Origin of the sequence: Yersinia hibernica (genome assembly GCF_004124235.1) — a bacterium.
GTDB classification, from domain to species: Bacteria; Pseudomonadota; Gammaproteobacteria; order Enterobacterales; family Enterobacteriaceae; genus Yersinia; species Yersinia hibernica.
Genome location: NZ_CP032487.1, coordinates 1215616 through 1228095 on the forward strand (window position 1 = coordinate 1215616; position 12480 = coordinate 1228095).

Sequence of the window (12480 nt, forward strand, 5' to 3'; positions counted from 1 at the left end):
AAAAATCCTTAATAAGAGAAGATTAAGCCAGCTTTTGACGCCAGGTATTCAAAACATCAGTACGGGTTATTAGCCCGAGAAAACGCTCTCCATCCAATACCACCGCCACATGGCCATCATTAAAGGTTGCCAGCAGAGAGTGGTAATCGGCCTCTTTTTGTAACGTATTGACCTGACGTGTCATCGCGCCACTGACCGGGTGGTTGAAATGGGCCGCATCAGCTTGCACGGCATTGAGAAGATCCCATTCATCAATGAGCCCGACGACCTTTTCGCCTTCTAATACTGGCAATTGGGAGATGTCATACAGGCGCATCCGGGCATGAGCGACGGCCAAGGTATCTTGTGGGGAGACAGAAATAGTGGCACCGTCCTCGTGGCTATAAGTGATGTAATCACGCAAATCACCGCGCTGAGGTTTGCTCAGTAATCCCTGCTCCAGTAACCAGTAATCATTGAACATTTTGGACAGGTATTTATTGCCACTGTCACATACAAAGGTGACCACCCGTTTGGGCGTAGTTTGCTCGCGGCAATAGCGTAATGCCGCGGCTAATAAGGTTCCGGTAGAAGAACCGGCCAGCACCCCCTCTTGACGTAAAAGGGCGCGGGCGGTGCTGAAAGCTTCAGCATCATCAATGCGGTAGGATTTTGTGACCTGAGAAAAGTTACTCAGCGGCGGGATAAAGTCCTCGCCGATCCCCTCGACCAGCCAACTGCCGGCATCGCCAATGTGGTCGCTGTCGACAAAATCCGCCAAAATTGAACCGGCCGGGTCAGCCAGCACAAATGCTGTTGCGGGTGAAACCGCGGCGAAATATTGGCTCAAGCCACTGAGTGTGCCGCTGGAACCCACGCCCACCACGATGGCATCAATTTCTTCGCCCATCTGTTGCCATAGCTCTGGCCCAGTTGAGTTGCGGTGAGCTGCCGGGTTAGCTGGGTTATTGAACTGGTCAATATAAAAAGCCCCCGCTGTCTCCTGCGCCAGGCGCAGAGCATAATCCTGATAGTAGGCCGGATGGCCTTTACCGACATCTGAGCGGGTGAGAAGCACCTGTGCGCCCAATGCTCGCAGGTGGAAAATTTTCTCTTGGCTCATTTTATCCGGCACCACCAATATCAATTTATAACCTTTCAGTGCGGCGACCAGCGCCAGCCCAAGGCCGGTATTCCCTGCGGTGGCCTCAATAATGGTGCCGCCGGGTTGCAGTAATCCCGCTTTTTCCGCCTGCTCAATCATCGATAGTGCCACCCGGTCTTTAATTGAACCGCCGGGATTTTGGTTTTCCAACTTCACAAATAACTGGCATGGGCCGGTATCAAAGCGGGTCAGTTGCAGCAGGGGGGTATGGCCGATAAGATCAAGCACCGAGTGGGAGATAGCCATTATTGACTCCAATCAAGATAATGAGTTTGGTTAACAACCGATGGCTGGATAATAACGCTAGCGACTTAGGCACTAAAAAGAACAAATAACCCGCCCATATTCCTTTTGGGAATATAATTATGTTTTTTTAGACGTTTGGGTGCTTAGATGTAAAGGTGTTCAGACAGGAAGATGTTTAGCGGTATAGCCATCAATACTCTTTAAAAACAGCATCTTTACAAAACAAAATGTAAAACAATGCCCAATTGCGGCGGCAATGGGATAAATTTAGAAAAGCGACTGAAATATGACTAAGCTGATATTTCAGTCTCAGTGAAAAAACGTTACTTTTTCGCTAATTGGGCCGTGGCTTTTCTGGAAATACCACTTATTTCCGATTATTTGCAAGGATACTCTGGCGACCTCATGATGAAATTTATTCTTCCATTCCAGCTAAAAAAGCTGACTTTCAGTGCTGGTTTATTGCTGTTGGCACTGCCTCATGCCTATGCGGCTGACGCCCCGGTGCCTCCTGCGATAGACGCCAAAGCTTATGTATTGATGGATTACAACAGTGGGAAAGTGCTAGCTGAGGGCAACAGTGACCAGCGCCTTGACCCCGCCAGTTTGACAAAAATTATGTCCAGCTATGTGATTGGGCAAGCAATTAAAGCCGGTAAAGTGCATCCGGATGATTTAGTGACGGTCGGTAAAGATGCTTGGGCCACTGGGAACCCGGCATTACGCGGCTCTTCATTGATGTTTTTGAAACCGGGTGATCAAGTCAAGTTGTCCGATTTGAACAAAGGGATTGTTATCCAGTCCGGTAATGATGCCAGCATTGCATTAGCTGATTATATCGCCGGCAGTCAGGACAGTTTTGTTGGCTTGATGAATAATTACGCCAAAGCGCTCGGCCTCAATAACACCAATTTCATGACGGTGCATGGCCTTGATGCACCGGGCCAGTACAGCACCGCGCGTGATATGGCGGTTTTAGGCCAGGCGCTGATTCGTGATGTTCCTGATGAATATGCCCTGCACAAAGAGAAAGAATTTACCTTTAATAAAATTCGTCAGATTAACCGCAACCGGCTGTTATGGAACACTAATCTCAACGTCGATGGCATGAAAACCGGTTTTACCTCCGGCGCTGGGCATAATCTGGTGGCCTCCGCGACTGACGGGCCGATGCGCTTGATCTCTGTGGTGCTGGGTGCCCCCAGTGACAGAGTTCGTTTCAGCGAAAGTGAAAAACTGCTGACATGGGGCTTCCGCTTCTATGAGACCGTGGTGCCGATTAAGGCCACGAAACCTTTTGTGACGCAAAAAGTCTGGTTTGGTGATACCGGGCAGGCCGAACTTGGCGTAGCTGAGGATGCCGCTATTACTATCCCGAAAGGGCAGATGAAGAACTTGAAAGCCAGTTATAAGCTCAATGAGACTGAATTGCGCGCTCCGCTGGCGAAGCATCAAGTGGTCGGAACTATCGATTTTCAACTGAATGGCCAAACCATAGATCAGCGGCCACTGGTGGTATTAAACGAGGTGAAAGAGGGCGGGTTCTTCAGCCGCATCTGGGATTTCGTGATGATGAAAATCAGCCAGTTATTTAGCTAATCTTAAGCAAAAGGGCGACTATCAAGCCGCCCTTTTTAGACTTTCTTCAACGAAATCAGTTACACGCGACAATTTTGATGGCCAAGCCACCACGAGATGTTTCGCGGTATTTTGAGTTCATATCTTTGCCTGTTTCATACATTGTTTCGATGACTTTATCCAGACAAACACTGGGCTCGCTGGTGCGGCGTAATGCCATACGGGCCGAGTTGACCGCTTGCACCGCGGAAATTGCGTTGCGCTCGATACAGGGAACCTGAACTTGCCCGGCAACCGGGTCACAGGTTAGCCCCAGGTTATGCTCCATGGCGATTTCAGCCGCAATGCAGACCTGCGCTGGGCTTCCGCCCATCAATTCAGCCAAACCGGCGGCGGCCATTGAACAGGCAACCCCGACTTCCCCTTGGCAACCGACTTCAGCGCCAGAAATGGATGCGTTCATTTTATACAGCGCACCAATGACACCCGCAACCAGGAAATAGCGGCTATATGAGTTCTCATTCACAGGGCGAATGAATTTATCGTAGTAAGCCAAAACCGCAGGGATGATACCGCAAGCCCCATTGGTCGGCGCGGTGACCACTCGCCCGCCCGCTGCATTCTCTTCATTGACCGCTAAGGCATACATGTTGATCCAATCAACCACCGTCATGGGGTCAGCATTATGTTTATCTGTGGTGACCAACATGCGGCGCAGTGCGGCGGCGCGGCGCGGCACTTTCATGGGGCCAGGTAGCAGGCCCTCAGTATTAATACCGCGCTCAATACCTGCGCGCATGACATCCCAAATAGCGGCAAAGTGTGCGCTTATCTCAGCTTTACTGTGCAAAGCCAGCTCATTTTGCATCACGAGGCCAGATAAAGATAACCCGGTATCTTTACAGTGTTTTTGCAAGTCACGCGCAGAATTGAACGGGTAGGGCACCGAAGCTGCATTGTTGTCTTGCTGACCAAAGTGTGCTTCATCGACAATGAATCCGCCGCCGATGGAGTAATATGTTTTGTTGAAAATACATTCATCACCTGCATGTGCGCTGATGGTCATGCCATTCTCATGCAAAGGCAAATTGGTTTCATGGAAGTTCATCCCGCCATGTGCTGGGAAGTCAACTTCATGCGCACCATTGGCCAGTGGCAGGCGCTCGCGTAACTCGACATCACGGATAAAACCTGGGATGGCATCAATATCAACTGTATCTGGCATATTCCCTGCCAGACCCATAATGATGGCGATATCGGTATGGTGGCCTTTACCTGTCAGAGACAAAGAGCCGTAAACATCAACAGTGATGCGGGTGACGGCTGAAAGGTGCCCCAGTGCGATTAAGTCATCGGTAAACAGCTTGCCAGCTTTCATCGGGCCGACAGTGTGAGAGCTGGAAGGACCAATACCAATCTTGAAAATGTCAAAAACGCTGACCATATATTCGCCTCCTTCATGTTAAAGGCGTTATACCCATATTGGGTAATATTATTAAAATGCTTACATTGCCGTGGAAGAGAAAGCCGGCGCGGACGCACCGGCTTTTGAAACGAGTAACAACAACGGATGACGATAACAAGCTGGCCGTGGACATTGGCCAGCGTCACTATCATTAACCGAACAGGCTGTACAAGATGGCCGAGATGGCAATAAGACCCATAATGACCACGAACACGTTACTGATGTGGCCGCTGTATTTACGCATCGCAGGCACTTTATGGATGGCATACATTGGCATCAGGAATAACAGCATCGCGATGATTGGGCCACCCAAGGTTTCAATCATGCCCAAAATGCTTGGGTTCATGGTTGCGACAATCCAAGTGGTCACCAGCATGAATAGCGCAGTAATGCGGTTCAGTTTGTCATGATTGATCTCTTTGCCTTTGCTGCGCAAAGATTTGATCATCATGCCGTTAAAGCCTTCACGTGCGCCCAAGTAATGGCCGAGGAAAGATTTGGTGATGGCGATAAAGGCAATGATTGGCGCCATGTAGGCAATCATTGGGGTATTAAAGTGGTTAGCCAGGTAAGACAGAATAGAGATGTTCTGGCTCTTCGCTTCTGCCAAGTCGGCAGGTGACAAACTCAGCACACAGCTAAAGACGAAGAACATCACTGTAACAACCATCATGATGTGAGCAAAAGCTAAAATGCGGGAGCATTTCTTCTCAGCATCAACGCCATACTCTTCGCGTTTTGCTACTGCAAAAGCGGAGATAATCGGTGAGTGGTTGAACGAGAACACCATTACCGGAATAACCAGCCACAATGTCATCCACAAGCCGCTACCAGTGCCATTGCCGTCCATTGACACGTGCTCAAATATCGCACTTGACCAGTTAGGAATCAGATAAACCGCCAGCAGCATCAATACCGCAACAAACGGGAACACCAAGATACTCATTGCTTTCACAATGGCATGCTCACCAAAACGCACGATAGTCATCAGACCGATGATAAGAATCAGCGACAGAATGGCACGTGGCGGTGATGGCAGGTGCATCTGGTGAGTAATAAAGCTATCGACGGTGTTGGTAATCGCAACACTGTAGACCAACAAAATGGGGTAGATAGCGAAGAAGTAAAGCAGGGTAATCAGTTTACCGGCACCTTTACCGAAATGCTCTTCAACCACTTCAGTGATGTCTTCCCCAGGATTTTTACCTGACAGCACAAAACGGCACAGGCCGCGGTGTGCATAGAAAGTCATCGGGAAGGCAATAATTGCCATCACAATAAGCGGCAGCAGGCCGCCGATACCCGCATTGATTGGCAGGAATAAAACGCCTGCGCCGATTGCTGTGCCGTACAAACCCAACATCCACATGGTGTCACTTTTACGCCATGTACTTGATGAAGTTTTTCCCGTGGAGGCAATAGTGCCTGTTTGAGTTGTGTCCATGAAAAATCTCCATAGTAAACACGTTAATTTAAAATTAAGAGCCGAAAGTTAGTGACCTGTAACGCCTTATTTAGCGACGTTATCAGGTGAAAAATTCAGTCGAAACGATTTGTTTAAAATTGGTGCCCTGGTTATTAGTTTGGTGCCGTGGTTGTGATTTATACCTAAACGTTAAAGTGCAAAATTCAACCGATTTTACGCGGGTCAATTCGCGTTATCGGATATTTTTGTTGTTCTAAGAAGAACACTAGTTTTTGCTGGCGGCAAGATAGCGATTTGTAGTGAAAACTACCGTGATCATGCTCGCAAATGCTCAATAAACTCGGCCCCGATGATTTGTTGCGAATTTACAACTGATTGTTATGTGAATGTTTTAAATTAATTAATAAGAAAATAAAAAAACATATTTTTCTTGTTGACCAATAAATAAACAATTATTTTTTTCCTGCGCTTTCTTGCTGGGCAATATATTTTAACCACGCTTGTGAATCTAGCAAAAATCAAGTTTTTCACTGATTTATTGATGAAAATCATTAATGTAAAACAATGTGAATTTCTCAAGTTATTGATTTATAGTGAATTTAAACCTATCTAGGGATGGTTTTAGCGGAGGGTTCTGACAGTGATTATAAACCGTGAAATAAGGAAGAAACAATAACTCTGATTGTTTTACAGAATAAGTGAGGGAGTGACTATTAGTATTTTATAGTCCATTTGTCATATAAAAATATGCGACTGATAATTTGTCTGACAATAAACCAACGCTATTCTTTTACTTAAATGCATTAAAAGAAAATCAAATGTTAAATTAATTTACCTTAAACTAAAATGGCAGTGGATATTAATTAACCAATGGAATTGTGTTTTAAAAATCTTATAGGTAAAAACGCTATTTGGCCACAACTAGAATGTGGTTATTTGCTGTCGGATTATTTTGCCTAAATATAATCCATTTGTGATTGGTAATACGGAGTCGGTGTTATCTACACCGTATTTAGCAATTTAAGATTTTTGCTATGCAATCAAGCAGAAGACCGCCGCTCTAGACAGTATAAGTGGGTGCTTTCAGTAACAGGACGCGTTTACACGCATCCTGATAACTCTGGGTATAGGTGAAAGATTGCGGGGTCTAACAATAGGTTTTGATATTGTGCTGTAAAAAGAATTGACTGAATTCAATATCAGGTTGACGGTTGGTCACAACCGCATCAAAGAGTGTCAGCGCGCCGATACTGGCGGGCTTTATTTTGCCGAACTTACTGTGGTCGGCTACCAGGATTTTATGCTGGGATTTGGCCATGGCGCGGTGCTTCAAGAGGATCTCGTCGAAATTAAAACAGGTTGCGCCGTACTCAATAGAAACGCCTGCCGCCGAGATAAAAGCTTTGTTTGGACAAGCATTATCCAACTCATTATGTTGGCTTATGGGCGTGAAAATGTAGTTATTGGGCTTGAATTCCCCACCACACAAGACAACTTTGCAGTTGGGTTTATCTTGTAAAGACAGGAAGGTGTTGAGGGAGTAGCAAATCGCGGTAAAAGACAGTTCTTCATCAATTTCGTCAATTATTGACGGAATAGTGGTGCCGCAGTCAAAAAAAACAGTGTCATTTTCCACAATAAGACGCGCTGCCAACTGGCCGATTCGGCGTTTTTCTTCCACCTGTTTGGCTTGTTGGTCAGAAACAAAATAGTTATTGGCGCTGTTGCTTTTAGGGTCCATCACCACATAACCGCCGAGCAAAATAACGGATGTGGGCTCAGCACTGAGATCTCGGCGAATCGTCATTTCAGAGACCCGCAATAGATTAGCCGCGTCTTTTAAATGGATTTTGTCGGAACGCTTAAGGGCTTGAGTAAGTTTATTAATTCGTTCTGCACGGCGAGTTTCCATAAGCTATCCCTGACAAGTTGTTTTCAATACCATGCCATGCAAAACAAAGTGGGCAAAACAGCACATGGCAATCAGTAAGCCCGACCTTGGCCGGGCTTTATACCCATCAACTTTCAACGGTTGATGCGCGGGCTACTCGCATTTCAACATATTGAAATGTATTGGTATAGTTTAAGTTAGTAGCTTGCTGCGGATGCTTGCTGGCCTGAAACAATAGTCACCCCAGAGCTGGTGCCAATTCGTGTTGCTCCAGCCTTGATCATCGTTTCTGCCGTCGCTCGGTCACGAACCGCACCGGAGGCTTTGACGCCCATCTTCGGGCCTACTGTGGCGCGCATTAATTTGACATGTTCTTCTTTTGCACCGCCAGTACTAAAACCGGTGGAGGTTTTAACAAAAGCGACATCAAGTTCACGACACATTTCACAGACTTGTACGATTTGCGCGTCGCTGAGCAGGCAAGTTTCTAATATTACCTTCAACGGTGTGACGGCGCAATTATCACGCACGGCCTTGATATCAGCTTTAACTTCGGCGATTTTCCCACTTTTCAACCAGCCAACATTAATAACCATATCAATCTCTTGTGCACCCGCTTTGATAGCAGCTTGGGCTTCAAAAGCTTTTGCTGCAGTCAGGCCAGCACCTAGCGGAAAACCAATCACCGAGCATACTTTAACCGCTGTCCCTGCTAATTGTTGTGCTGCAACGGGCACATATCCAGAGTTAACACATACCGCATAAAAATGATGCTGCTTAGCTTCTGTACACAGCTGAATAATTTGTTCTTCAGTAGCATCCATTGCCAGGAGGGTATGGTCGATATAATTAGCGTAATTGATTGTCATGATTATTATCCTTTTGTTCATCTGTAAGTTGGGTCTGTTGTTATAATAATAACATTTAATGAAGAAAACAAAGCTAATTCTCACATAATTGTGCTGTTTTAGATTTTATTTTGTTATTTTAATTACATTTCAGGGTGCTAAATCGCCACTCAACACTTTGAGTATTTATGTAATTAGATGATTTATATGTATATTAAAAGGATTTTGTATCTTTAGGTGAGCATTGCCGGCAAATTCAGTTTGCCGACAATGTGAGATTAATAACTTGCAAGGATTAGCTTCTGACCCATCCTCGGCTGATAGGTAAGGCAAAAATTATGTGATAAAGGCGCTTCATGCTATGTGAAATAACATCGCCGAATAAATTCCACACCAGCTGAGCAAACAAGCAACCGACAATACCGAGCAAAAAGGCCCCGACCATATCTAATGGCCAGTGTACTCCCAGATAAATACGTGACCATGCAATCGCCACAGCCACGACCATCATGCTGATTGCTGACCACAATTTGTGCCAGAAAACAAAGGCGAGAGCAAAAGTGAAAATGGCGGTGCCATGGTCGCTTGGGAAAGAGCTGTCTGGTGCGTGATTCATAAAGTTATAGCCAAAACCGACGACAAAAGGCCGGTCATGAGGGATAAGCATTCCGATGCAAGAGGCTGAAAGCATTGAGAAAGCAAGAGCCATGGCAGCTTTGGTGACTAAGGCGCGCTGTGAATCCATGGTGTTTTCTGGCCCCCATAGCCACAACCCCACCAATAATACGGGGATAATCATAATCAAATCACGTGCGATAAAAGTCGCAAAATAAATCATCCATGGCTGTGATGCTGGAGTGGCATTTATCATGGAAAAGAAAAAGTAATTCATTTGTTCAATCATTCTGTACCCTTATCGCGGTGGTAATAACCGCTGATCATCCAATATGCCGCCAACTGGCTGAGCCATACCCACCAACCTGCCCACAGGTTGTGAGTGAGAAAATGTGCCCCACGCATGATTTGTCCAAAACCCATCAACATGCCAAGACTGGCACCGACGCACCAACACAGCAAAGCCCACCGTGGCCGCTCGGGGTAAAACAAAAAAAACAATGCCATTACTGCAAACCCACTGGATGCATGACCGCCTGGGAAGCAGTGGCCCGGCCCCGCGCCGACGGGGGCTGTCCCCATCAGTACATAGCTGATGGATGTGCCGCCATATTCCACTAAATCCCAAGGGCAGGAGTGCGCGCTGGTGGCTTTGAGAATGCCTATTACCAATGGGCCAATCCCCAGTAACAACATGGCGGTCACCAAGCGCTGGTTGCGGCGATAAATCCCCCACAACAACGTGATACTGGCAGCGCTAATAATGATGATTTTCAATAACCGATGATTAAGTAAATCCAGCCAAGCATTATTTTCCCAAGGAAAATGCTGTGTGAGCGGATCAAACCAATAATTACTGATAAGCCAATCCAACTGCTCGTCGCGTGATAACCAGAGAAACAGCAATCCACTGATCACCAATGCAAAAACCTGCCAAAAGTAAAAGGATAACGGCAGTGAGTAAAGGGAGTTTGTCCTAATTATTAATGCCGTTGAGGTATTATTTAATGTGGCCGTGGCGGGTTTATTGATCTTCACGCAATAACCTGGAGCAGAAGTTGTCATATGGATACTGTAATAATTCTGTCTTAAGAAAGCCTTAAGGGGATTTTTGCTATCTGAAGTGGCTAGGATTGGTTGCGTTTGGTTGGCGACACGCCAACAGCTTGGGCTAAATCGTGAGCAATGGGGGGAGAACTCAAATTTCAGACAAGAAAAAACCCGATTAGTCTTGAACCTAAGAAGGCGGGACTATCGGGCTCCTCAATATGGGGACATCAAAGAAAAGCAGTGGCATTAAATCAGACCCCAGTCCAGTGAGAAAGTTCTGGGGAAATGAAAAAAGTATAAAATAATGTTTAGCTTTGTCTTAAATGCCCCTTTTAGGGTACTAGCCTAATATTCCCGGCCAAACAATGACGATTAACGAGCCCGCCAATGTCAGTAACACGTTTGCAATGGCATAAGTTCCTGCATATCCAAGCGCTGGGATGTTACTGCGAGCTGTGTCGCTGATGATATCCATGGCCGGTGCGCAGGTGCGCGCCCCCATAATCGCGCCGAAAAGTAAGGCCCGATTCATGCGCAATACATAAGCGCCAAAGATAAAGCAGATAACGACCGGCACTAAACTGACGATTAAACCGGAAATCAGCATTTGCCCGCCAATAGCCCCCAAACTGCTGTTAATACCGCCACCGGCGCTCAGCCCGACCCCTGCCATAAAGACCATCAATCCGAACTCTTTCACCATATTGAGAGCCCCTTGCGGGATATAGCCGAAAGTCGGGTGGTTGGCCCGCAAAAAGCCCAGCATGATGCCGGCCATCAGTAAGCCGGCGGCATTACCAATACCAAAGCTGAAATTACTGAATTGGAAGGTAATCAGGCCAATCATCAACCCCAAAATAAAGAAGGCGCAGAAGGCCAGCAGGTCGGTCACTTGACTGTGAATGGAGATAAAGCCAATTTTCTCTGCCACACTTTTGACCCGGCGGGCATCCCCGCTGACTTGCAAGACATCGCCTTTATTTAGCACCACATTGTCATCAATTGGCATTTCTATCTGGCTGCGGATCACGCGGTTCAGAAAGCATCCGTGGTCGGTCAGTTTTAAATGACTGAGGCGCTTACCGACGGCATTGCTGTTTTTGACCACAATCTCTTCAGTCACAATGCGCATATCCAGCAAATCACGGTCAAACACTTCTTTACCGTTACGAAAGCTCGGGTCAAGGCGGGAATGAGCATCGGGATAGCCGACCAAGGAGATCTCGTCACCGACTTGCAGCACGGCATCACCATCCGGGTTTGCCAAGATACCATTGCGGCGAATGCGCTCAATGTAACAGCCAGTTTGGCGATAAATGCCTAATTCACGGAGGTTTTTACCATCGGCCCATGCCACTAACTCTGGGCCAACACGATAGGCACGGATAACCGGCAGGTAGACTTTTCGCTGACTATCAGTGTCGAGACCGCGCTCACGGGCTATTTGCTGAGCACTGGTGGGTAAGTCTTGATGTTGAAGTTTAGGTAAATATCGCGCACCTAAAATCAGGCTAACCAACCCAATAAGATAGGTCAGGGCGTAGCCCAGGCTGAGGTTATCCTGAGCATGTTGCAGGGCGGGGTTATTGGCGATGGTATGGCGCAGTGTATCGCCAGCACCGACTAAAACCGGTGTGGATGTCATCGAGCCGGCCAGCATCCCGGCTGTCAGGCCGATGTCCCAACCAAACAGTTTACCGAGCCCCAATGCCAGAATCATGGCGCTGCCCACCATAACCAAAGCCAGCATTAGGTAGTTTTTGCCATCGCGGAAGAAAATAGAGAAAAAGTTTGGGCCAGCTTCAACACCGACACAAAAAATAAAGAGCATAAAACCCAGATTCAGCGCTTCAGTATTGATGGTAAAGTGCTGTTGCCCAAGTAACAGTGATATCACCAACACACCAATAGCGTTACCTAATTGAATAGGCCCGAGTCGCAGTTTGCCCAGGCACAATCCCAGTGCTAAAACCACGAATAACAGCAAGATGTAGTTGCCGTTTAACAAATTTGCGACGTTTATATTCACCAGTATGACTTTCTAGTTAGCTCGGATGATCCACAATGCATACACCCTTAAGGTAAAATCAGAGCGACACATAACTTTAAATGCAAAAAAATAATCGCCAGACAGAATATAAATGTAGGCAATAGTGAGCTTTATTCTAATCGGTCTGTTGCGAGACAGCCAGTAGTAAGCAGGAAGTTTGGTGTGAC

Annotated in this window: 9 protein-coding genes; 1 reads left to right on the top strand and 8 read right to left on the bottom strand. The window is 46.7% G+C overall.

All coding sequences use genetic code 11. The features are described 5' to 3' along the window. Window positions 1-22: 22 nt before the first annotated feature. Entirely contained in the window at window positions 23-1390 is a 1368-nt protein-coding gene (locus D5F51_RS05720; RefSeq protein WP_129195850.1) for a pyridoxal-phosphate dependent enzyme, read from the bottom strand. A 405-nt stretch (window positions 1391-1795) separates the two neighbouring features. Between D5F51_RS05720 and D5F51_RS05725 the strand changes: the two genes are divergently transcribed. Then, window positions 1796-2989, top strand: coding sequence for a serine hydrolase (locus D5F51_RS05725; protein WP_162301695.1), 1194 nt, complete (start codon window positions 1796-1798; stop codon window positions 2987-2989). A gap of 55 nt (window positions 2990-3044) precedes the next feature. Here the strand turns inward: D5F51_RS05725 and D5F51_RS05730 are convergent, their stop codons facing one another. From D5F51_RS05730 to D5F51_RS05760, 7 genes are all read right to left on the bottom strand, one after another. Continuing rightward, window positions 3045-4412, bottom strand: a complete 1368-nt coding sequence (locus D5F51_RS05730; RefSeq protein WP_025378833.1) for an L-serine ammonia-lyase — start codon at window positions 4410-4412, stop codon at window positions 3045-3047. A 172-nt stretch (window positions 4413-4584) separates the two neighbouring features. Continuing rightward, complete coding sequence (locus D5F51_RS05735; protein WP_025378832.1) at window positions 4585-5877, bottom strand: HAAAP family serine/threonine permease; 1293 nt, start codon at window positions 5875-5877, stop codon at window positions 4585-4587. Between the two features lie 1129 nt (window positions 5878-7006). Further along, window positions 7007-7771, bottom strand: a complete 765-nt coding sequence (gene deoR, locus D5F51_RS05740; protein ID WP_025378831.1) for a DNA-binding transcriptional repressor DeoR — start codon at window positions 7769-7771, stop codon at window positions 7007-7009. 176 nt (window positions 7772-7947) lie between these two features. Further along, a complete protein-coding gene (deoC, locus tag D5F51_RS05745; protein WP_129195851.1) occupies window positions 7948-8619 on the bottom strand; it encodes a deoxyribose-phosphate aldolase in 672 nt (223 codons plus the stop codon). A 274-nt stretch (window positions 8620-8893) separates the two neighbouring features. After that, window positions 8894-9499 carry an undecaprenyl-diphosphate phosphatase gene (gene ybjG / locus D5F51_RS05750; protein WP_025378829.1) on the bottom strand — a complete coding sequence of 202 codons (606 nt, stop codon included), beginning with the start codon at window positions 9497-9499 and terminating at the stop codon, window positions 8894-8896. Beyond that, window positions 9499-10170: a phosphatase PAP2 family protein gene (locus tag D5F51_RS05755; protein WP_162301827.1), complete on the bottom strand. Its 672-nt coding sequence runs from the start codon at window positions 10168-10170 to the stop codon at window positions 9499-9501. The genes ybjG and D5F51_RS05755 overlap by 1 nt, the downstream gene beginning before the upstream one ends. A 433-nt stretch (window positions 10171-10603) precedes the next feature. Next, entirely contained in the window at window positions 10604-12292 is a 1689-nt protein-coding gene (locus D5F51_RS05760; RefSeq protein ID WP_129195853.1) for an aspartate:alanine antiporter, read from the bottom strand. Window positions 12293-12480: the final 188 nt, after the last annotated feature.

What these genes read in the sequence shown, in the direction of transcription:
- D5F51_RS05720 (WP_129195850.1), bottom strand. Translation starts at nt 1,390, where the DNA reads ATGGCTATCTCCCACTCGGTGCTTGATCTTATCGGCCATACCCCCCTG.
- D5F51_RS05725 (WP_162301695.1), top strand. Translation starts at nt 1,796, where the DNA reads ATGATGAAATTTATTCTTCCATTCCAGCTAAAAAAGCTGACTTTCAGT.
- D5F51_RS05730 (WP_025378833.1), bottom strand. Translation starts at nt 4,412, where the DNA reads ATGGTCAGCGTTTTTGACATTTTCAAGATTGGTATTGGTCCTTCCAGC.
- D5F51_RS05735 (WP_025378832.1), bottom strand. Translation starts at nt 5,877, where the DNA reads ATGGACACAACTCAAACAGGCACTATTGCCTCCACGGGAAAAACTTCA.
- deoR (WP_025378831.1), bottom strand. Translation starts at nt 7,771, where the DNA reads ATGGAAACTCGCCGTGCAGAACGAATTAATAAACTTACTCAAGCCCTT.
- deoC (WP_129195851.1), bottom strand. Translation starts at nt 8,619, where the DNA reads ATGACAATCAATTACGCTAATTATATCGACCATACCCTCCTGGCAATG.